At 69.0% G+C, this 19,029-nt stretch carries 22 protein-coding genes; 12 read left to right on the top strand and 10 right to left on the bottom strand.

The features are described 5' to 3' along the window. Window positions 1-26: 26 nt before the first annotated feature. From arfB to QAR72_RS04175, 3 genes are read left to right on the top strand one after another with little or no spacing between them, the layout of a single operon-like run. The gene (arfB, locus tag QAR72_RS04185; protein WP_304616111.1) at window positions 27-449 is read left to right on the top strand and encodes an alternative ribosome rescue aminoacyl-tRNA hydrolase ArfB; all 423 of its coding nucleotides are present in this window, start codon (window positions 27-29) and stop codon (window positions 447-449) included. After that, on the top strand, window positions 446-904 hold the full coding sequence (locus tag QAR72_RS04180) for an NUDIX hydrolase (protein WP_304616110.1): 459 nt from the start codon (window positions 446-448) through the stop codon (window positions 902-904). The genes arfB and QAR72_RS04180 overlap by 4 nt, the downstream gene beginning before the upstream one ends. Beyond that, window positions 897-2,354, top strand: coding sequence for an inorganic phosphate transporter (locus tag QAR72_RS04175; RefSeq protein WP_304616109.1), 1,458 nt, complete (start codon window positions 897-899; stop codon window positions 2,352-2,354). Before QAR72_RS04180 ends, QAR72_RS04175 begins: the two co-directional genes overlap by 8 nt. A gap of 6 nt (window positions 2,355-2,360) precedes the next feature. Here QAR72_RS04175 and QAR72_RS04170 read toward each other — a convergent pair whose 3' ends face one another. The 3 genes from QAR72_RS04170 to QAR72_RS04160 form a co-directional block, all read right to left on the bottom strand. Further along, window positions 2,361-3,092, bottom strand: a complete 732-nt coding sequence (locus tag QAR72_RS04170) for a metallophosphoesterase (protein ID WP_304616108.1) — start codon at window positions 3,090-3,092, stop codon at window positions 2,361-2,363. A 54-nt stretch (window positions 3,093-3,146) separates the two neighbouring features. Then, the gene (gene serA, locus QAR72_RS04165; RefSeq protein ID WP_304616107.1) at window positions 3,147-4,736 is read right to left on the bottom strand and encodes a phosphoglycerate dehydrogenase; all 1,590 of its coding nucleotides are present in this window, start codon (window positions 4,734-4,736) and stop codon (window positions 3,147-3,149) included. Window positions 4,737-4,854: 118 nt separating this feature from the next. Beyond that, window positions 4,855-6,000: a phosphoserine transaminase gene (locus QAR72_RS04160; protein ID WP_304616106.1), complete on the bottom strand. Its 1,146-nt coding sequence runs from the start codon at window positions 5,998-6,000 to the stop codon at window positions 4,855-4,857. 145 nt (window positions 6,001-6,145) lie between these two features. On the opposite strand from QAR72_RS04160, the gene serB reads away from it, so the two are divergent. Then, window positions 6,146-7,024 (top strand): phosphoserine phosphatase SerB, encoded by an 879-nt coding sequence (serB, locus tag QAR72_RS04155; protein ID WP_304616105.1) that lies wholly within the window; start codon window positions 6,146-6,148, stop codon window positions 7,022-7,024. Between the two features lie 96 nt (window positions 7,025-7,120). Then, the gene (locus QAR72_RS04150) at window positions 7,121-7,879 is read left to right on the top strand and encodes a TSUP family transporter (RefSeq protein WP_304616104.1); all 759 of its coding nucleotides are present in this window, start codon (window positions 7,121-7,123) and stop codon (window positions 7,877-7,879) included. Between the two features lie 129 nt (window positions 7,880-8,008). Here QAR72_RS04150 and QAR72_RS04145 read toward each other — a convergent pair whose 3' ends face one another. Beyond that, entirely contained in the window at window positions 8,009-8,995 is a 987-nt protein-coding gene (locus QAR72_RS04145) for an asparaginase (RefSeq protein WP_442953546.1), read from the bottom strand. 196 nt (window positions 8,996-9,191) lie between these two features. Here QAR72_RS04145 and QAR72_RS04140 point away from each other — a divergent pair, with 196 nt between their 5' ends. Both QAR72_RS04140 and rlmN read left to right on the top strand, forming a co-directional pair. Continuing rightward, window positions 9,192-9,713 carry an invasion associated locus B family protein gene (locus tag QAR72_RS04140; RefSeq protein WP_304616102.1) on the top strand — a complete coding sequence of 174 codons (522 nt, stop codon included), beginning with the start codon at window positions 9,192-9,194 and terminating at the stop codon, window positions 9,711-9,713. A 156-nt stretch (window positions 9,714-9,869) separates the two neighbouring features. Beyond that, a complete protein-coding gene (rlmN, locus tag QAR72_RS04135) occupies window positions 9,870-11,054 on the top strand; it encodes a 23S rRNA (adenine(2503)-C(2))-methyltransferase RlmN (protein WP_304616101.1) in 1,185 nt (394 codons plus the stop codon). On the opposite strand, the gene QAR72_RS04130 is transcribed toward rlmN, so the two are convergent. Further along, the gene (locus tag QAR72_RS04130) at window positions 11,051-11,890 is read right to left on the bottom strand and encodes an LOG family protein (RefSeq protein ID WP_304616100.1); all 840 of its coding nucleotides are present in this window, start codon (window positions 11,888-11,890) and stop codon (window positions 11,051-11,053) included. The genes rlmN and QAR72_RS04130 overlap by 4 nt on opposite strands. A gap of 188 nt (window positions 11,891-12,078) precedes the next feature. Between QAR72_RS04130 and QAR72_RS04125 the strand changes: the two genes are divergently transcribed. From QAR72_RS04125 to QAR72_RS04105, 5 genes are all read left to right on the top strand, one after another. Continuing rightward, window positions 12,079-12,279: a hypothetical protein gene (locus tag QAR72_RS04125; RefSeq protein WP_304616099.1), complete on the top strand. Its 201-nt coding sequence runs from the start codon at window positions 12,079-12,081 to the stop codon at window positions 12,277-12,279. 21 nt (window positions 12,280-12,300) lie between these two features. After that, window positions 12,301-13,284 (top strand): DUF6976 family protein, encoded by a 984-nt coding sequence (locus QAR72_RS04120; protein WP_304616098.1) that lies wholly within the window; start codon window positions 12,301-12,303, stop codon window positions 13,282-13,284. Window positions 13,285-13,377: 93 nt separating this feature from the next. Next, complete coding sequence (gene dapD, locus QAR72_RS04115) at window positions 13,378-14,205, top strand: 2,3,4,5-tetrahydropyridine-2,6-dicarboxylate N-succinyltransferase (RefSeq protein WP_304616097.1); 828 nt, start codon at window positions 13,378-13,380, stop codon at window positions 14,203-14,205. Continuing rightward, the gene (locus tag QAR72_RS04110) at window positions 14,205-14,660 is read left to right on the top strand and encodes a YaiI/YqxD family protein (protein ID WP_304616096.1); all 456 of its coding nucleotides are present in this window, start codon (window positions 14,205-14,207) and stop codon (window positions 14,658-14,660) included. Before dapD ends, QAR72_RS04110 begins: the two co-directional genes overlap by 1 nt. Window positions 14,661-14,708: 48 nt before the next feature. Further along, on the top strand, window positions 14,709-15,302 hold the full coding sequence (locus QAR72_RS04105) for an exopolysaccharide biosynthesis protein (protein WP_304616095.1): 594 nt from the start codon (window positions 14,709-14,711) through the stop codon (window positions 15,300-15,302). Between the two features lie 96 nt (window positions 15,303-15,398). Here QAR72_RS04105 and QAR72_RS04100 read toward each other — a convergent pair whose 3' ends face one another. The 5 genes from QAR72_RS04100 to QAR72_RS04080 are packed head-to-tail and all read right to left on the bottom strand — an operon-like array spanning window position 15,399 to window position 18,936. Then, window positions 15,399-16,199 carry a crotonase/enoyl-CoA hydratase family protein gene (locus tag QAR72_RS04100; RefSeq protein ID WP_304616094.1) on the bottom strand — a complete coding sequence of 267 codons (801 nt, stop codon included), beginning with the start codon at window positions 16,197-16,199 and terminating at the stop codon, window positions 15,399-15,401. A 14-nt stretch (window positions 16,200-16,213) separates the two neighbouring features. Further along, window positions 16,214-17,140: an AEC family transporter gene (locus QAR72_RS04095; RefSeq protein WP_304616093.1), complete on the bottom strand. Its 927-nt coding sequence runs from the start codon at window positions 17,138-17,140 to the stop codon at window positions 16,214-16,216. Between the two features lie 39 nt (window positions 17,141-17,179). Next, window positions 17,180-18,154: an iron exporter MbfA gene (mbfA, locus tag QAR72_RS04090; protein WP_304616137.1), complete on the bottom strand. Its 975-nt coding sequence runs from the start codon at window positions 18,152-18,154 to the stop codon at window positions 17,180-17,182. Between the two features lie 15 nt (window positions 18,155-18,169). Next, window positions 18,170-18,436, bottom strand: coding sequence for a sulfurtransferase TusA family protein (locus QAR72_RS04085; RefSeq protein WP_304616092.1), 267 nt, complete (start codon window positions 18,434-18,436; stop codon window positions 18,170-18,172). Beyond that, complete coding sequence (locus tag QAR72_RS04080; RefSeq protein WP_304616091.1) at window positions 18,433-18,936, bottom strand: DUF2478 domain-containing protein; 504 nt, start codon at window positions 18,934-18,936, stop codon at window positions 18,433-18,435. The genes QAR72_RS04085 and QAR72_RS04080 overlap by 4 nt, the downstream gene beginning before the upstream one ends. Window positions 18,937-19,029 lie beyond the last annotated feature (93 nt).

Genomic DNA, 19,029 nt, shown 5'->3' with positions numbered 1-19,029 from the left:
GATTCGGGACCGCCGTATCCTTGGGCATGCTTCACGTCACGGATCAGATCGCGATAGCGGAATGGGAATTGTCGGAACAATTCACCCGGTCGCAGGGGCCGGGCGGGCAGAACGTGAACAAGGTCGAGACCGCCGTCGAATTGCGGTTCGAGGCGGCGCGTTCGCCTCATCTGCCCGATCCGGTCAAGCGGCGGCTTCAGCGTCTGGCGGGCCGCCGCTGGACGCAGGACGGCGCCGTCGTGATCCTGGCGCAGGAGACCCGCAGCCAGGCCCGCAACCGCGAGATCGCGCGCGAAAGGCTGGCGGAACTGATCCGTCAGGCGGCGGTTCAACCCAAACGACGCATCGCCACGCGCCCCACCCTGGGCAGCCAGCGCCGCAGGCTGAAGGCCAAGGCGGTGCGGGGTGACGTCAAGATGCTCCGGGGAAAGGTGAACGACGAGGAATGACCGCATTGGCCCGCTCTCTCAGGCTGGTTCTTGGCCGTCGCCCCCCTGCGATGCAGGTCGGGGCGATCTGCCGTGACCCGGTTTCCGGGGATGTCGCGCTGGTGACAAGCCGCGGTTCGGGGCGGTGGGTCATCCCCAAGGGCTGGCCGATGGAGGGGCGCAGCCTGTCGGGCGCCGCCGCGCAGGAGGCGTGGGAGGAAGCCGGTATCCGCGGCCATGTCCACGACAGCGAACTGGGGCGCTATTCTTACGACAAGGAACAGGACGAGGGCTATGCCATCCCGGTCGAGATGCGCGTCTTCCTGCTGGACGTGACCGAGGCCGCCGACGACTTCCCCGAGGCGCGCCAGCGCCGCCGCCGCTGGTTCGCCCCCGAGGATGCGGCGCGCATGGTCGTCGAGCCGGGGCTGAAGCGCATCCTTCTGTCTCTGCCGACGCCGGATGCCCGTGGCTGAGCCGCGGCCGGGCCGCAGCGGCGGGCGGTTCCGCGTCCTGGACAAGGATCTGGGCCGCATCACCCATGCCGAGGCCGCGCAGCTTCACGCGATGCGCCCGGTCTGGCGGCTGGGGCTGATGGTGCTGGCCTTCGTCGCGCTGATCCTGCTGGCGGTGGGCGTGTCGGGCGCAGGGGCGGCCTATGTCTGGCTGGGCGCCGGGCTGATCGTGGCGGCCTGGCTGGGGCTGGCCATCGGGTCGAACGACGTGGCGAACTCGCTTGGTCCGGCGGTGGGCGCGGGGGCCATCGGGCTGGTGCCCGGCCTCGTCCTCGTGGCCCTGGCCGAGGTCGCGGGCGCGGTTCTGGCAGGTGGCGCCGTGGCGCAGCGTCTTGCGGGCGGGATCGTCGATCCGGTGGCGCTGGAGGCTTCGGGCACGGGCGCGCTGGTCATGCTGGCCGCGCTGACCGGGGCGGCCTGCTGGATCACGCTTGCCACGGGGATCGGCCTGCCGGTCAGCACCTCTCAGTCCATCGTGGGCGGTATCGCGGGCGCCGGGACGGCCGCCTATGGCCTGTCGGGCGTCGCCTGGGCCTCGATCGGGGGCATCGCGCTGACCTGGGTCGTGGCGCCGATCCTGGCGGGTCTGCTGGCCGGTTCGCTGGTGATCCTGCTGCGACGCAAGGTGCTGGAGGCGCCCGACCGCGCCCGCGCCGCCCGACGCTGGCTGCCCGCGCTGGTCGGGCTGATGTGCGGGCTGTTCACCATCTATCTGACGCGGCTTCTGGATGTCGGTCTGGACCGGGGATGGCCGGGCCTTGGGCTTGCCGCGACGGCGACGGCCATCGGCTGGGCCACCACCTATCGGGGCGTCACGACCGAGCTTGCCCGCGCCGGACGCTCGGGCGCCAAGCCGCTGCTGCGACCCGCGCTGCTGGTCTCGGTGCTGATCATGGGCTTTGCGCATGGCGCAAACGATGTCGGCAACGTGGCCGGGCCGCTGTCGGTGATCATCGGCGGCGCCGGGGCGGGGGGCGGTTACGGCATCGTGCCGGGGGCCGTCCTGCTGGCGGCGGGCATGACTATCGCGCTTGGCACGCTGCTCTTCGGGGCGCGGCTCGTCAGCATGGTCGGCAGCGGCATCACCCGGCTGAATGCGGGCCGCGCCTTCTGCGTGACTCTGGCGACAGCCGTGGTGGTGATCGGCGCCTCTGGTTCCGGCTTGCCCGTCTCGACGACCCATGTCGCGGTGGGCGGCGTCTTCGGCGTGGGCTTCGCCCGCGAATGGCAGGACCGCCGCCGCCGCGAGGCCGCGCGACCCGACCTCCCCGAAGAGGAACAGAGCCGCCGCCGCCTGATCCGCCGCAGCCATGTCGCCACGATCCTGGCCGCCTGGGCGGTCACGCTGCCGATGACGGCGCTGATGGGCGGCGCGGCCTCGTGGCTGATGCTGCTTCTGTCGGGCGCCTGAGGGCGCTCAGCCCGCCACTTCGGGCGCCAGCGGCTCGCGTCCCGAGGAGGTCAGCAGATGGACGCCCTGCGGCTCGATCACGGCGGTGCAGAGCGGGCGGCCATAGCCCGCTCCGCCATCCAGGTTCAGCCGGTTGCCGTGATGCTTGGCATTGTCCAGAGCGGTATGGCCATGCACGACCAGCGGGCCGAAATCGGCATCGCTGTCCAGAAAGCCCTTTCTGATCCAGACAAGGTCCTGTTCGGCCTGATCCAGCAGCCCGATGCCGGGCCTGATCCCTGCATGGACGACCAGCGCCAGCGGATGCAGATGCCACAGCGGCAGCGTCGCCAGATAGCGCGCATGATCGGTGGGAACGGCGCGCCGTGCCTCGCGCAGCAGGCCGTCGCGGTCCTGCGCCGGATCGACCCCGTAAGAGGCCAGCGTCTCGGCGGCGCCCAAGCCGGGATGGTCGACCCAGTGCTGTCCCGAACTCAGCCCCGGATCGACCCAGTCGGGCCGTTCCAGAAAGGCGGGCAGGAAGCGGTCGTGATTGCCGCGCACGACGATCCAGGGGCGCCCCGCGTCGCGGCCGCGCATCAGGTGATCGACCACGCCGCGCGAATCCGGGCCGCGGTCGATCAGGTCACCGACATGGGCGATCACCGCGTCCTTGCCGGCCTCGGACTGGATGCGGTCATGGGCCTCGAGCAGCTTGTCGAGCTGTCCGTGAATGTCGCCGATCGCGTAAAGCCGCATTCCGCCCCCTTGTGTCGATGCCGCGCCCCTTGATGACGGGACGCGGCGCCAAGGTCAAACCTCGAACTGCAGCCGGCGGGCCTGCTGGAACTTGCCGGTATTCTCCAGCGCGGCCAAGGCCTCGTCGCTGATCGCCTCGTCCAGATAGAGGATCGCGATCGCATCCCCGCCGCTGGCCGCCCGGCCAAGCGTGAAGTTCGCGATGTTCACGCCCAGATTGCCCAGGATCGAGCCAAGCGCACCGATCACGCCCGGCACGTCCTTGTTGCGGGTATACAGCATGTGGCGCCCGACCTCGGCATCGACATTGATCCCGCGGATCTGGATGAAGCGCGGCTTGCCGTCGCTGAACACCGTCCCCGCGATGGACCGCTCGCGCGTTTCGGTGACGCAGGTGACCTTGACATAACCCTCGAAGACCCCCGCCTTGTCCTGCGTGGTGGTCGAGACCTGCACGCCGCGTTCCTTCGCCATGACCGGGGCCGAGACCATGTTCACGTCCGGGTTCGTGGCCTTCATCACGCCCGCGATCACGGCGGCATTCAGCGCGTTCAGGTTCATCTCCGAGGCGACGCCGTCATAGAGGACGTTGATCGCCTTGATCGGCTCGTTGGTCATCTGGCCCACGAAGGCGCCCAGATGCCCGGCCAGCTTGATCCAGGGGCCCATCACCGCGGCCTCCTCGGCCGTGACCGAGGGCATGTTCAGCGCGTTCTGCACAGCGCCGGTCAGCAGGTAATCCGACATCTGCTCGGCCACCTGCAGGGCGACGTTCTCCTGCGCCTCGGTGGTCGAGGCGCCCAGATGGGGCGTGACCACCACGTTCGGCAGGTTGAAGAGCGGGCTGTCCGTCGCCGGCTCGACCGCGAAGACGTCGAAGGCCGCCCCGGCCACGCGCCCGTCCTTCAGCGCCTCGGCCAGCGCCTCCTCGTCCACCAGCCCGCCGCGGGCGCAGTTGATGATCCGCACGCCCGGCTTCAGCTTCGCGATGGCCTCGCGCGACAGGATGTTGCGGGTCTTCTCGGTCAGCGGCACGTGGAAGGTGATGAAGTCCGCCCGCCCCAGCAGATCGTCCAGCTCGACCTTGGTCACGCCGATCTCCTTGGCGCGCTCCTCGGACAGGAAGGGATCATAGGCCAGCACCTTCATGTGCAGCCCAAGCGCGCGGTCGATCACGATGGACCCGATATTGCCCGCCCCGATCACGCCCAGGGTCTTGTTGAAGAGCTCGACCCCCATGAAGCGGTTCTTCTCCCACTTGCCGGCATGGGTGGAAACGCTCGCCTCGGGCAGCTGGCGCGCCACGGCGAACATCATCGCGATGGCGTGCTCGGCCGTGGTCACGCTGTTGCCGAAGGGCGTGTTCATCACGATGACGCCCTTCTTGCTGGCGGCGGGGATGTCCACGTTGTCGACCCCGATCCCGGCGCGGCCGATGACCTTCAGGTTCCCCGCGCGCTCCAGCAGCTTCTCGGTCACCTTGGTCGCGGACCGGATCGCCAGCCCGTCATACTGCCCGATCACCTCGGCCAGCTTCTCCTTGTCCTTGCCCAGATCGGGCAGGTAATCCACCTCGACGCCGCGATCGCGGAAGATCTGGACGGCGGTTTCCGACAGCTTGTCGGAGACGAGAACCTTCGGCATGTCATTCATCCTTGTCTGGGAACGTCCGGGCTTGGCCACGCTGACGTCCGGCCTCTTCTTCGTTGGAAAAATACCCTGCGGGGGGTCCGGGGGGCGCAAAGCCCCCCGGCCTCTCGGCTCACTGCGCGGCCAGCTCGGCGCGATAGGCCCACTCGATCCACGGCATCAGCGCCGCGACATCGGCGGTCTCGACCGTTGATCCGCACCAGATCCGCAGGCCGGCCGGCGCGTCGCGATAGGCGCCCGCATCCAGCGCGACGCCCTCCTTCTCCAGCCGCTTGGCCACGGCCCTGGCAAAGGCGGCGCCGTCCTTGATCGCCGGATCGGTGAACTTCAGGCAAACGCTGGTCGTCGAGGCCGTCGCCGGGTCCTCGGCCAGATCCGCGATCCAGTCCTTGTCCGCGATGAAGTCCCGCACCGCGCCCGCATTGGCATCCGCCCGCGCGATCAGCGCCGGCAGCCCGCCGATCGACTGCGCCCATTTCAGCGCCACGAGGTAATCCTCGACCGCCAGCATCGAGGGCGTGTTGATCGTCTCGCCCTTGAAGATGCCCTCGATCAGCTTGCCGCCCTTGGTCATGCGGAAGATCTTGGGCAGCGGCCAGGCGGGGGTATAGGTCTCAAGCCGCTCCACCGCGCGCGGCGACAGGATCAGCACGCCATGCGCGCCCTCGCCGCCCAGCACCTTCTGCCAGCTGAACGTAACCACATCCAGCTTGTCCCAGGGCAGGTCCATCGCGAAGGCGGCGCTGGTCGCGTCGCAGATGGTCAGACCCGCGCGATCCGCCGGGATCGCGTCGCCGTTCGGCACGCGCACGCCGCTGGTGGTGCCGTTCCAGGTGAAGACCACGTCTTTGTCGAAATCAACCTCGGCCAGATCCACGATCCGGCCGTACTCGGCCTTGCGCACCGTCGCGTCCAGCTTCAGCTGCTTGACCGCATCCGTGACCCAGCCCTCGCCGAAGCTTTCCCAGGCCAGCATCTCGACCGGGCGGGCGCCCAGCAGCGACCACATCGCCATCTCGACCGCGCCCGTGTCCGAGCCGGGAACGATGCCGATGCGGTAGTCGGCGGGAACGCCCAGGACCTCGCGCGTCAGCTCGATCGCCTCGGCCAGCTTCGCCTTGCCGACGGCGGCGCGGTGCGAGCGGCCAAGGGGCGCGTCCGACAGCAGGTCCAGCGAAGAATGGGGGATCTTGGCGCAGGGGCCCGAAGAAAAGCGCGGATTTGCCGGCCGCGCGGCCGGGATCGCATGATCGGTCATGTGACTAGCCTTCCAGCTAAAAGCCCCTCGTTGGGGAGGGGTGTCCCACCGCCGCAAATAAGCCCGCCCCTGCTCTGGCGCAAGAAAAAACTTTGCCCTAGACCCGTCTGGCCGACGCCGCCCGTGCTGACAAAGGATGCCGCGCATGTTCACCGTCTCGCTGATCGCATCGCCCCGCGCCGCCAATCTCGATGCGGACCTGCCCGCGGGCCTTGCCGCGCGATGGGGCGGAGACGCGCCGCGCTGGCTGGCCCAGGGAATCGCGGCCGAATTCGACCTGTCCAAGGCGCCCGAGGACAGCCAGCAGGTCTGGCAGGACCTCCAGCTCATCGGCATCGACATGGCGATCCAGCACAGCAAGGGCCGGCGCAAGCGCATCCTGATCGCGGACATGGATTCGACCATGATCGAACAGGAATGCATCGACGAACTGGCCGATCTGGCGGGCGTGGGCCCGCGCGTCGCCGACATCACCGCGCGCGCGATGAATGGCGAACTGAACTTTCACGAGGCCCTGATCGAACGCGTCTCGCTGCTGGCGGGCCTGCCCGAGACGACCGTGGCCGAGGTGCTGGCCACCCGCATCACCCTGGCCCCAGGCGGCGCGCCGCTGGTCGCCACGATGCGCGCCAACGGCGCCCATGCGGCGCTGGTCTCGGGCGGTTTCACCGCCTTCACCGAATCGGTCGCCCGGCAACTCGGCTTCGACGAACACCGCGCCAACACGCTTCTGGCCGAAGAGGGCGTGCTGACCGGTCACGTCGCCCTGCCGGTCCTGGGCCGCGAAGCCAAGGTCGAGGCCCTGACCGAGATCGCCGCACGGCTGGGCACCACCCCCGAAGACGCGATTGCGGTCGGCGACGGTGCCAACGACCTGGGCATGATCCAGCTGGCCGGGGCCGGCGTGGCGCTTCACGCCAAGCCCGCCGTCGCCGCGCAGGCGCGGATCCGCATCAATCACGGCGACCTGACCGCGCTCCTCTACCTTCAGGGCTACCACGCCGACGAATTCGTCATGCCCTGACGGCCACAGCACACGGGACCAGCCCTTTGCCTTGGTCCAAATCGGGGGTGTGGGGGCGCGAAGCCCCCACGGCGCCCCGCCCTCCGAAAGGCGACCATGCCCGAAATCACGCTCGATCTGATTCTCCTGCTGCTGGGTGCGGCCTTCGCGGCAGGCTTTGTCGATGCCATCGCGGGGGGCGGGGGGCTGATCACCCTGCCGGTCCTGATGCTGGCCGGTATTCCGCCCGCGCAGGCCTTGGCCACGAACAAGGTGCAAGGCGCCTTTGGCGCAGCGACGGCGGCGATCAGCTATGCGGCAAAGGGGCTGGTCGATCTGCGGGCCCAGTGGCGGCTGGCGCTGATCGCGGGACTGGCGGGCGCGGCGGGGGCGGTGCTGATCAGCAGCGTGCCGACCGACGGGCTGCGGCTGGTCCTGCCGGTCGTGCTGATCGGCATCGCGGCCTTCTTCGCGCTGAAGCCCGGCCTGAACGACCTGGACCGCGTCCGCCGGATGGCGCCCTGGGCCTTTGCCGCGACGGCGGTGCCGCTGGTGGGATTCTATGACGGGCTGATCGGACCGGGGGCGGGGTCGTTCTACATGATCGCCTTCGTGACGCTGGCGGGCTACGGCGTTCTGAAGGCCACGGCGCATACCAAGCTGCTGAACTTCGCCTCGAATATCGGCGGGCTGATCGCCTTTGCGGTCGTCGGCCAGCCCCTGTGGCTGATCGGTCTGATGATGGGCGCGGCGCAGATCCTGGGCGCGGTGCTCGGCGCGCGGGCGGCGTCGCGGGTGGGCGCGCGGCTGATCAAGCCGCTGCTGGTCGTCACCTCGACCGCGCTGGCCCTGCGGCTGATTTGGCAGATGGTCTGAGCCCGGCTTCCGGCGCCGCCTCTGCCAAGGGGCGCCGGACCTTGAGGCGGATCGGGACAATCGAGGCGCGGGGGCGCCCGGCGCGCATCAGAGCATCAAAGCGCGACGATTTCGTGACGCAGCCCCGCCTCAGCCCGGGAAACCCGGCGCGCAGCGCAGATCGCCGGTGGCGATGCCGCGCCAGTTCCGCATCGGCTGCGGCAGGAAGCGCGCGATCACCGGATCATCGGCCGCCAGCACCCCCACATGACGCAGAAGCGCCGTGATCGCGGCCTCGCTGGCCCGTGTCGCCCCGTCCGAGATCTTCAGCGCGATACCCAGCCCCTGCGCGGGAAGGATGGCCACGAACACGGCCTCGGCCCCGGTCTTCAGCGCGGCGCCGCCGCCGCAGGCGCGCATCAGCGTGGTGCAGGCCCGGCCCTCGCCCGCGACCATCTCGGGATGGGTCCGCATCGCATCGACCAGCCGCCGCATCGCCTGGCCGCGCCGGTCGGTGCCCGGCGTGGCGAAGGCCGCCATCGCCCGGCCCAGCCCCTCGAGCGAGCAGGCCCAGTTGGGGGCCGAGCAGCCGTCGATCCCGTAGCCGGGACTGGTCTGGCGCGTCACCTCCTCGAAGGCGGAGAGGACCGCGCGCTGGACGGGGTGGTCGACCTTTTCGTAATCCGGCCCGCCCTTCAGGTGGCGGTTCAGCGTCAGGAAGCCCGCATGCTTGCCCGAGCAATTGTTGTGGCACTGGCAGGGCGCCTCGTCTTCGCAGGTCAGGCGGCGGTTCTCGTCCCGGTCGCGGGGCATGTGGCTGCCGCAGCGCAGATCGTCATCGCCAAGGCCAAGCGCGGCCAGCCAGTCCTGCACGGCCTCGACATGCATCCGCGCGCCCGAATGGCTGGCGCAGGCCAGGGCAAGCTGCCGGTCGGTCAGCCCGGCCGCATCGGCCGCACCGCTTTCGACCAGGGGCAGCGCCTGGATCATCTTGCACGACGAGCGCGGAAAGATCACGGTGGCGGGACGGCCCCAGGCCTCGATCACGCCCTGCCGGTCGCAGATGACGGCATGGCCGGCATGGTGGCTCTCGCGCATCTCGCCGCGCCAGAGTTCGATCAGGGTTGCTGCATTCATGGTCATCCTCGTGCCGGCCCTGCTTTTGCGGGGTTTTTCGCGTCGCGCGGGCAGGGTGACAATTGCGCGATCATGCAAGCCCGGGCTTTCTTGGCGGTCGATTTTCGCTATCCTTACGGCAGATGGTTGAAAAGACCACAGCAATCAGGGAAAACGCCGGGCGAAACGGCGAAAGTGAATGGCAGGAGGCCAGAGCATGTTGACCACCACGCTGCGCGGACTGGGCGCCAGCCTCGTCCTGATCGCCGGGCTCGGGACGGCCATGGCGCAGGAATCGACGAACGTCGTCGCCACCGAGGGCGACTGGACGGTGTTCGCGGCGGACAATCCGCGGGAATGCTGGGCGGTCTCGCCGCCGCGTTCGACCATCAACACCCGCAACGGGCAACCCGCCGAGGTGACGCGCGGCGATATCCGCCTGTATATCGCCTATCGCCCCGGCCAGAATGGCGAGGTCTCGTTCACGGGCGGCTATCCCTTCGCCCCGGATTCGACGGTCGAGGTCGATGTGGGCGGGCGCAAGTTCAACCTGTTCACCGAGGGTGACAGCGCCTGGACCGGCAGCCCCTCGGATGACGAGGCGCTGGTCGCCGCGCTGCGCGCGGGATCGAGCGCGGTCGTGACCGGCCGTTCGGCGCGCGGCACGACGACCAAGGACACGTTCAGCCTGGCCGGCGTGACGGCGGCCACGAACACGGCGCGGTCGCGCTGTCAGTGAGGCCGGGCAGGGGGGCGCTGCCCCCCGCCACCTGACGGTGGCTCCCCCCGGGATATTTCGGGCCAAGGCAAAGGGGCGGGCTGGTTGATTTCCGGCCCGCTTTCGCTTAGATAACGGCCTTTCGCGCCTTTTCCCTGACCCAGAGCCGGTGGTGCCATGACCGATCAGACCCCGTCTGCGCCGATCACGCAGGATGTGCTGACCATTCCGCGCAAGCTGCCCGAGACGGGCCGCACGAACATCGTCGGCCTGACCCGCCCGCAATTGCAGGAGGCCCTGATCGCCGCCGGCACGCCCGAACGGCAGGCCCGGATGCGGGTGGGGCAGGTCTGGCAATGGGTCTATCATTGGGGCGTGCGCGATTTTGCGGCCATGACCAATCTGGCCAAGGATTACCGCGCGCTTCTGGCCGAGCATTTCGAGATCGTGCTGCCCGAGATCGTCACCCGGCAGATCAGCCAGGACGGCACGCGCAAATATCTGGTGCGGATCGCCGGTGGCCACGAGGTTGAGGTCGTCTATATCCCCGAGGAGGGGCGCGGCACCTTGTGCATCAGCAGCCAGGTGGGCTGCACGCTGACCTGCTCCTTCTGTCATACCGGCACGCAGAAGCTGGTCCGCAACCTGACGCCGGCCGAGATCGTCGGCCAGCTGATGCTGGCGCGCGACGATCTGGGCGAATGGCCCGTCCAGGGGGCGCCCAAGGACGAGACCCGGCTGGTCAGCAACATCGTGCTGATGGGCATGGGCGAGCCGCTCTACAATTTCGAGAATGTCCGCGACGCGATGAAGGTCGTGATGGATGGCGAGGGCCTGTCCCTGTCGCGCCGCCGCATCACCCTGTCGACCAGCGGGGTCGTTCCCGAGATCGCGCGCACCGCGCAGGAGATCGGCTGCCTGCTGGCCGTCAGCTTCCACGCTACGACCGACGAGGTCCGCGACCGGCTGGTGCCGATCAACAAGCGCTGGAACATCGCCACCCTGCTGGAGGCCCTGCGCGATTACCCGCGCCTGACGAACAGCGAGCGGATCACCTTTGAATACGTGATGCTGGACGGGGTGAACGACACGGATGCCGATGCCCGCCGGCTGGTCAAGCTGATCCAGGGCATTCCGGCCAAGATCAACCTGATTCCCTTCAACGAATGGCCGGGGGCGCCCTATCGGCGATCCTCGCCCGAGCGGATCCGGGCCTTCGCCGACATCATCTACAAGGCGGGCTATGCCAGCCCGATCCGCACCCCGCGCGGCGAGGATATCATGGCGGCCTGCGGGCAGCTGAAATCCGCGACCGAACGGGGCCGCAAGACCCGCGCCCAGATCGAGGCCGAGGCCTCCTAGGCTTCGGTGGCGGGGGGCTCCGGGGCGGGGAAGGCGTCGATGATCGCGACGGCTTCCTCGGCCGTCTCGACATAGCGGATCAGGTCGAGGTCTTCCTCGCTGATCGTGCCGGCGCGGGCCAGGGCGCGCCAGTTGATGATCTCTTCCCAGAAGCTTTCGCCGAACAGAAGGACCGGGATGCGCGCCATGCGCCGCGTCTGGATCAGGGTCAGCGTCTCGAACAATTCGTCCAGCGTGCCGAAGCCGCCCGGAAAGACCGTGATCGCGCGGGCGCGCATCAGGAAATGCATCTTGCGGATGGCGAAATAGTGGAAGTTGAACGACAGGTCCGGCGTCACATGCCGGTTGGGCGCCTGTTCATGCGGCAGCACGATGCCGAGGCCGATGGACTGGCCGCCCACCTCTTCGGCGCCCAGATTGCCCGCCTCCATGACACCGGGGCCGCCGCCCGTGCAGATCACGAATTCGCGTCCGCCCGTCGTCAGGCTGCGTTCGGTCATCTGCCGGGCGAAGATGCGGGCCTGTTCGTAATACTTCGACAGGGCCGCCAGTTCGGGCGTGCGCGCCTGGGCCTGGCGTTCGGGCGACGGAACGCGGGCGCCGCCGAACATCACCACGGTCGAGACGATGCCCCGTTCATCGAGGATCATCTGCGGCTTCAGCAATTCCAGCTGCAGCCGGACGGGGCGCAATTCCTCGCGCAGGAGGAACTCGTTGTCGGCAAAGGCCAGCCGGTAGGAGGGCGCGCGCGTCTGCGGCGTGTCGGGCGAATGGCGCGCGGCCTCGATATCCTCGCCGCTGTGGCGGAACGGGGTCTTGCGGCTGTCGTCGTGCATGGTCCTGCCTCGCGCTGATGCCTTCCAGCAGTAACCCGCGCGCGCGCCGGTGGCAAACCGATGCTGTGCGCGCCGGCCCGTCGGGAAACCGACGCGGAACGCCGCGGAAGCCTGTCCCTGCTCATCTGGCACGATTCTTGCACGGCGCTTTGGGTAAATGCGCGACAATGACGCCGGAAGGAGAAACGATGGCAAATGAAGACATACTCAAGCGGACCCTGTCCGATAGCGGGGATCTGAAGGGCGCCTCTCTGGGCACGCGCATCCTGGTGAACCGCCTGCGCGTGGAACTGCGTGCAAACCCGACGACGCTGTCGGCCAAGCTGGCCGAGCTGAAGGATTACATCGCCCGCAACCCCGCCGCCGCCGCCGAACTGGCGCAGGCCTGACGTTCTGACGGAGACCGAAGCATGAAGAACGAATTCCTGACCCCCGCCGAAGCGGCCGAACGCATCCGCGCGGGCGCGGTCATGACCATCGCGGGCGACGAGGCGCTGATGGCGCAATTGCCGCAAGGCAAGTGGATCGGCGGCTCGACCGTCTATTTCATGACGCAAGCCGGCGGCAAGGTGGATCGCGAGCGGCTGTTCTGCTCGACCCTGCCCGAGGGCAGCACCGCCAACGTGCGCCATCTGGGCGTGGCCGATCTGCCGGGGCTGGCCGATGGCTATGCGGCCGGCGGGATCACGCTGATCATCATTCCCGCCTTCTCGCAGGCGCATGCGCGCTTCGCCGAGGATGGCGCCACCTATCCGCGCCTGTTCGACCAGCCCCTGCTGGGCTGGATCAGCGGCGTGCATCTGGACGATATCGGCAGCGTCGCGCCTTCGGTCTTTGACGGGGCCACCGGCACGCGCCACCACGAGGGCGCGGTGCTGCTGCATGTCGCCCTGCCCCAGGGCGCGCAGCCGCGTCTGGACATCGTGAACCTGTTCTCGCAAAGCGAGGATCCGGCACAGACCGTGACCTTCCCCGAGGGCGGCTTCGCCGTGAAGAAGGCCGTGATCAACGGCGCCGAGGTCGATTTCGCCGATTATGTGACGCAGCACGGTTTCGACACCCGCCTGCCGCTGGTCGCCGATTATGCGGGCGCGAACATCAACGTGTCGTTCCGCGCGGTCGATTCCGTGGCGCACGAGGTCCAGTTCTACGCCCCCGTCTTTCCGGGCGTCGAATACCGCCTGGCCGCGCCCCAGGGCGATTACGTCGCCAGCTTTGCCGCGCAGGCCGGGACGGGCGGCGAACGGATGCTGTCGTGCAACTGTATCCTGAACTACCTCTATGGCGAACTCGAGGGCCGCAGCACCGGCGGCTTCACCGGCCCCGTCACCTTTGGCGAGGTGGCTTATGTGCTGCTGAACCAGACGCTGGTCAAGCTGGACGTGGCCGCCTGACGGACAGGCGCTGACCCAAGGTCTTGCCCCGCCATTGCGTCGGCGGGGCAAGCCCGTTAATCCCGGTCGCGACACTTGACCGGGGGACCGCAGATGAACAACGCCGCACTGGAAGCCGCCATCGAAGCCGCCTGGGAGGCGCGCGACGGCATCACCTCTGCCACCAGGGGCGAGGCTCGCGACGCCGTCGAGGCCACCCTGACCGCGCTGGACAACGGCACACTGCGCGTGGCCGAGCGCCGCGAGACGGGCGAATGGCATGTGAACCAGTGGGCCAAGAAGGCCGTGCTGTTGTCCTTCCGCCTGAACGACATGGAAGAGATGTCGGGCGGGCCGCAGGGCGGCAATTGGTGGGACAAGGTTCCCTCGAAATTCCACGGCTGGACCGAAGCCGAATGGCGGCAGGCCGGTTTCCGCGCCGTGCCGGGCGCGATCGTGCGCCGGTCGGCCTATATCGCCAAGGGCGCGGTGCTGATGCCCTCCTTCGTGAACCTGGGCGCCCATGTGGGCGAGGGGACGATGGTGGACACCTGGGCCACGGTCGGTTCCTGCGCGCAGATCGGCCGCAACGTGCATCTGTCGGGCGGCGTGGGCATCGGCGGCGTGCTGGAGCCCCTGCAGGCCGGCCCCACCATCATCGAGGATGATTGCTTCATCGGCGCCCGTTCCGAGGTGGTCGAGGGCTGCATCATCCGCGAGGGCTCGGTCCTGGGCATGGGCGTCTATATCGGGCAATCCACCAAGATCGTGGACCGCGAGACCGGCGAGGTCATGTATGGCGAGGTTCCCGCCGGGTCGGTCGTCGTCTCGGGCTCGATGCCGTCGAAGAATGGCGTGAACCTCTACTGCGCGGTGATCGTCAAGCGGGTGGACGCGAAGACGCGGTCCAAGACCTCGGTCAACGAGCTGCTGCGCGACTGATGACCACGCTCTACATCGATGCGGATGCCTGCCCGGTCAAGGCCGAGGCCGAACGGGTGGCCGTCCGCATGGGCGTGGAGATGGTGCTGGTCTGCAATGGCGGGCTGCGGATGCCCACGCATCCGCTGGTGCGCTTGCAGATCGTCCCCGAGGGGCCGGACCTGGCCGATATCTGGATCGCCGAGAATTGCGGGCCCGGCGATGTCGTGGTGACGGGCGACCTGCCGCTGGCAGATCGCTGCATCAAGGCAGGCGCAAGGGTCGTCACCCATGCTGGCGAAGAATTGAGCGCCTCGAACATCGGTCCCCGCCTTGCCGCCCGCGACCTGATGGCCGATATCCGGGCGGCGAACCCGTTTCATCAGGGCAGTGGCGGCACCTTCGGCAAGGCCGAGCGTGCGCGCTTTCTGGCCACGCTGGACCGTGTTCTGGGCGCGGCACGCCGGGCGGGGTGAACCTTTCCACCGGGGCGGCGTTCGCTGCATGGCCTTGGCGGAGGGATGATGGACGGCGACGAGACGATCACCGGGCTGATGGGCCGGATTCAGGCCGTGGCGGAACAGGGCGAGCGCACGCGTCTGCGCGACGTGATCGACGCGCTAGGCCGCGACAGCTTCATCCCGCAGCTGATGATCCCCGCGCTGGCGGTGGTCTCGCCCCTGTCGGGCGTGCCGCTGTTTTCGTCGCTCTGCGGGATCACCATCGCGCTGGTCTCGGCGCAGATGCTGGCGCAGCGGCAGCGGATCTGGCTGCCGCGCTGGCTGCTGGAGAAAGAGATCGACAGCGAGCGCCTGCTATCGGCTGCCGCCCGGATGAAGCGGCCTGCGGGCTGGCTGGATCGGATCACCCGCAACCGGCTGCGCGTCCTGGTCTGGCCGCCGGTCCTGTGGATCGCGCAGGCGCTGTGTCTGGCCTGCGGGCTGATGATGCCGTTTTTGGAACTGGTGCCGTTCACCTCGTCGATCCTGGGGGCGGTCGTGCTGCTTCTGTCCTTCGGGATGCTGGCGCGGGACGGGCTGTTCACGCTGCTGGGATTCGTGGTGATCGGCGGGCTGGGCATCGGGGTGACGATGTTCGTCAACGGCGGCACGGTGTAGCGGCGGCGCGCCCAGCCGCGCCCGGCCGGGCCATCGAGGCCCGACCGGCCGCCGCCCCTGCGCCTTGCGGCACAGGCGCGCGACGCGTCGCGGCGATCAGGCGCCCGGCTTGATGCGCGGCCCTGTCCCGTCGGCGAAGGCGGCAAGGCGGCCACGCGCGGCCTCCTGCGTGTTCACCACGCCTGCGACGGCGGCCTCGGCATAGGCGGCGTCCAGCGCGCTCATGTTCTGCATGTGGCTGATGGCCGAGCAGATGGCGAAGTTCGACAAGGGCGGGTTCGCCGCCGCCGCCAGCGCGATCTCGCGCGCCTTCGTGGCGGGATCGTCCACCAGATACTGGCAGAGCCCGACCGACACGGCCTCGTCCCCGCGATAGAGGCGGCCGGTCAGCATCATGTCGATCATCCGCGCCTTGCCGATCAGGTCTGCCACGCGGATCGTCGCGCCGCCACCGGTGAACAGGCCGCGCTGCCCCTCGGGCAGGCCGAAATAGGTGTCGGGGCCCGCTACGCGGATATGCGCCGCCGAGGCGAGTTCCAGCCCGCCGCCCACGACCGCGCCCTGAAGCACCGCGATCACCGGGACGCCGCCATATTCCATCTTGTTGAAGGCCTCGTGCCAGCGCAGGCAGACATGCATGAAATCCGCCGCCGTGCGGTTGGCCTGATGATGTTCCACCAGATCGAGGCCCGCGCAGAAATGCGGACCGGCCCCCGACAGGATCGCCGCCCGCGCGCCCGAGCGGGGCAGCGCCTGGAAGACGTCGATCAGCTCCTCGATCGTGGCAAGGTCCAGCGCGTTGCGCTTGGCCGGGCGGTTCAGCGTGACGCTGGCGATGCCGTCCGCGTCCAGATCGACTTTCAGGTTGGTCAGGTCCAGCCGGTCGAGGGTTCGCATGGGGCTCCTTTCGGTCAGGGGGTCGTGATCAGCAGCATCACGACGGGAATGGTCAGGATCGAAAGCGCGGTCGAGACGAGAATCGCTGCCGAGACGCGCTGCGGCGCGATGCGGAAATGTTCGGCCAGCATGAAGACGTTGCCCGCGACGGGCAGCGCGGAGGCCGCGACCATCACCGCCGCCGCGACCGCGGGCACGCCGAAGGCCCAGGCCGCCAGGGCGACCGCAGCCGGATGCAGGACGAGCTTGGCCACCGACAGCCAGCCGGCCGCCGCCACCCGGACCAGCCGGCGGCCGGCCAGACCCGCGCCGATGGCGAAGAGCGCGCCCGGCGTCGCGGCCGCGCCCAGCAGGGCCAGGAATTCGTCCAAGGGGCGCGGCAGGGTCCAGCCCGATTGCGCCCAGGCCAGACCGGCCAGCATCGACAGGATCATCGGATTGCCCGCCAGCCCGCGCAGCACCGGCAGGACCGCCGCCAGCCGCAGCCCGCCCTGCCGCGCGCCGTGGACGATCAGCGTGATCAGCGCCGAAAAGACCAGCATGTCGATGGTCAGCACCATCAACAGCGGCCCGACCGCCACCGGCCCCATCAGCGCGACCAGCATCGGCACGCCCAGAAAGCCGGTATTGCCGGTCATGCAGCAATGCGCCTCCATCGCGGCCTCGGGCAGGGGCAGGCCGCGCGCCCGCGCGACCGCCATGCCGATGGCCCAGACCGCCACCGATCCCGACAGATAGGCCAGAACGAAGCGCGGATCGAAGATCGCCGCCAGATCCAGCCCGGCGGCAAAGCGGAACAGCATCGCCGACAGCGCGAAATAGAAGACGAAGCGGGTCAGCCAGGCCGCGCCCTCGGGCGGGAAGACGCGGGATGCGGCGGCCAGCCAGCCCAGACCGATCAGTCCGAAAAAGGGCAGGGTCCGCAGAAAGACCTCAGCCATGGCGCGCGCTGGAATGGCTCATGCTGCCCCCGTGGGGCCTCAGCCGGACCCGATCAATATGCCTACGGCCAGCACCAAACCACCGCCGACCACGACTTGCAAGGTGGCCCGCCAGAAGGGGGTCTGCATCCAGCGGTTCTGGATCCAGGCAATGGCCCAGAGTTCCAGGAAGACGACGATGATCGCGATGGTGGTCGCGGTCCAGAAATCCGCGATCAGATAGGGCAGCGCGTGGCCCAGGCCGCCGATCGTGGTCATCACCCCCGCCGCGATGCCCCGCTTGATGGGCGAGCCGCGCCCCGAGACGACGCCGTCATCGGATGCGGCCTCGGTGAAGCCCATGCTGATCCCGGCGCCCAGGCTAGCGGCAAGCCCCACGATGAAGGTCGTCCAGGGGTCCTGCGTGGCGAAGGCCACCGCGAAGATCGGCGCCAGCGTCGAGACGGAACCGTCCATCAGCCCCGCCAGACCGGGCTGGACCCAGGTCAGCACAAAGTTGCGATGGGCGACCGCATCCTCGGCCGCGCGGGCATCGCCGCCCAGATGCGCGTCCGCCAGTTCATCCGCGCGGGTCTCGTGATCGCGCTCGGCGGCGGCCAGATCGCCCAGAAGCTTGCGGATGCCCGCATCCTGGCTGAGCTGCGCGGCGCGGGCATAGAAATCGGCGGCGTCACGCTCCATCCCCGCGGCCTCGCTGCGGATCTGGTCCAGCGTCAGGTTCTGCATCATCCAGGCCGGGCGGCGCATCGGATAGCCGGCCACATGCTCGCGGCGGATCACCGGGATCGCGTCGCCCCACCGTTCGCGATGCAGGTCCAGAAGCGCGCGGCGGTGGCTGTCCTCCTCCTGCGCCATGGCGTCGAAGATCGCGGCGGTGGCGGGATAATCCGCGCGCAGGAAGCTGGCCCAGTTGCGATATATGCGGGCATCGTCCTCTTCCGAGGCGATGGCCAGCGCAACGACCTCCTGCTGGGTCAGGTCGTCGAACCGCTTGCGATTGGACAGGAACGCCATGCTCATCTTCGGTCTTCAACCATTCCCGGGGTCGAGGTCAGTGGCGGTCGGGGCCGACAGAGAGCCCCGCGTCACGACGAATTCATGCGCGCCTTCCCCGATCGGGCGCGACTGCACCATGACATGACCGGCCTGCCCGCAGAAATGCGGCACATCGACCACCGCCATCGGATCGCTGGTCAGAAGCACCAGCCGGTCGCCGGGCGCCAGCCCCTCGAGCGCCTTGCGCAGGCGCAGGACCGGCAGGGGGCAGAGCAGTCCGCGCGCGTCGACCTGAATCATGTGCGCAGCCCCTCGCACCAGTCGCGCAACCCGTCCGGGGCCAGGCGCGACCCCATTCCGCAGGCGAATTCCGCAAAGGCCGCACGTTGCTGGTGCGGCACATGCAGCAGGACGGGGATGCCCTCGGACAGTGCCCGGCCGATGACATCACGAAAGCCCGCGCCGGCGGCCTCCTGCCGGCCGAATTTCGGCAGGATCACCAGCTCGGCCTCGGCCAGCCCCGCCGCGACGCGGCCTGCGGCCCCGGCCAGGGCGGTCGTGTCCAGCCGGCAGCCCGAGGCGCCCGGCCCGAGCGATTGAGAGATCCGCACCGGAGGGCCGGAGCTTCCCAGCAGATGCAGTTCCATGTCGCAGGCGCAATCGGCACCCCGGTCGAGATTGCGCTGCACCGCCCCGGCCAGCCGCCAGCCCCGGGCCAGAAGGTCTTGGGCCAGCGTCTCGATCATCCGGTCGGCCTGACCGGGCGAAGCGGTTTCATCCAGTTCGAACCATGCCAGCATGCTGTCCCGAGCCGTCCTTTCGCGGTCGCGCGGCCCCGGCCCGACAGGCCATGCCCGCGCGGGCTTCTTTTGCCAGAAGGCGGGCTCTTGTGC

Source organism: Paracoccus sp. (in: a-proteobacteria), assembly GCF_030604785.1.
Lineage (GTDB): Bacteria > Pseudomonadota > Alphaproteobacteria > Rhodobacterales > Rhodobacteraceae > Paracoccus.
The sequence above is the reverse complement of the archived record's forward strand: the minus strand, read 5'-3'. Positions and strand labels throughout refer to the sequence as shown.

Bases quoted from the DNA above. Each gene is read 5' to 3' on its own strand.
- arfB (WP_304616111.1), top strand. From the start codon at position 27: ATGCTTCACGTCACGGATCAGATCGCGATAGCGGAATGGGAATTGTCG.
- QAR72_RS04180 (WP_304616110.1), top strand. From the start codon at position 446: ATGACCGCATTGGCCCGCTCTCTCAGGCTGGTTCTTGGCCGTCGCCCC.
- QAR72_RS04170 (WP_304616108.1), bottom strand. From the start codon at position 3,092: ATGCGGCTTTACGCGATCGGCGACATTCACGGACAGCTCGACAAGCTG.
- serA (WP_304616107.1), bottom strand. From the start codon at position 4,736: ATGCCGAAGGTTCTCGTCTCCGACAAGCTGTCGGAAACCGCCGTCCAG.
- QAR72_RS04160 (WP_304616106.1), bottom strand. From the start codon at position 6,000: ATGACCGATCATGCGATCCCGGCCGCGCGGCCGGCAAATCCGCGCTTT.
- serB (WP_304616105.1), top strand. From the start codon at position 6,146: ATGTTCACCGTCTCGCTGATCGCATCGCCCCGCGCCGCCAATCTCGAT.
- QAR72_RS04150 (WP_304616104.1), top strand. From the start codon at position 7,121: ATGCCCGAAATCACGCTCGATCTGATTCTCCTGCTGCTGGGTGCGGCC.
- QAR72_RS04145 (WP_442953546.1), bottom strand. From the start codon at position 8,995: ATGAATGCAGCAACCCTGATCGAACTCTGGCGCGGCGAGATGCGCGAG.
- QAR72_RS04140 (WP_304616102.1), top strand. From the start codon at position 9,192: ATGTTGACCACCACGCTGCGCGGACTGGGCGCCAGCCTCGTCCTGATC.
- rlmN (WP_304616101.1), top strand. From the start codon at position 9,870: ATGACCGATCAGACCCCGTCTGCGCCGATCACGCAGGATGTGCTGACC.
- QAR72_RS04130 (WP_304616100.1), bottom strand. From the start codon at position 11,890: ATGCACGACGACAGCCGCAAGACCCCGTTCCGCCACAGCGGCGAGGAT.
- QAR72_RS04125 (WP_304616099.1), top strand. From the start codon at position 12,079: ATGGCAAATGAAGACATACTCAAGCGGACCCTGTCCGATAGCGGGGAT.
- QAR72_RS04120 (WP_304616098.1), top strand. From the start codon at position 12,301: ATGAAGAACGAATTCCTGACCCCCGCCGAAGCGGCCGAACGCATCCGC.
- dapD (WP_304616097.1), top strand. From the start codon at position 13,378: ATGAACAACGCCGCACTGGAAGCCGCCATCGAAGCCGCCTGGGAGGCG.
- QAR72_RS04110 (WP_304616096.1), top strand. From the start codon at position 14,205: ATGACCACGCTCTACATCGATGCGGATGCCTGCCCGGTCAAGGCCGAG.
- QAR72_RS04105 (WP_304616095.1), top strand. From the start codon at position 14,709: ATGGACGGCGACGAGACGATCACCGGGCTGATGGGCCGGATTCAGGCC.
- QAR72_RS04100 (WP_304616094.1), bottom strand. From the start codon at position 16,199: ATGCGAACCCTCGACCGGCTGGACCTGACCAACCTGAAAGTCGATCTG.
- QAR72_RS04095 (WP_304616093.1), bottom strand. From the start codon at position 17,140: ATGGCTGAGGTCTTTCTGCGGACCCTGCCCTTTTTCGGACTGATCGGT.
- mbfA (WP_304616137.1), bottom strand. From the start codon at position 18,154: ATGGCGTTCCTGTCCAATCGCAAGCGGTTCGACGACCTGACCCAGCAG.
- QAR72_RS04085 (WP_304616092.1), bottom strand. From the start codon at position 18,436: ATGATTCAGGTCGACGCGCGCGGACTGCTCTGCCCCCTGCCGGTCCTG.
- QAR72_RS04080 (WP_304616091.1), bottom strand. From the start codon at position 18,936: ATGCTGGCATGGTTCGAACTGGATGAAACCGCTTCGCCCGGTCAGGCC.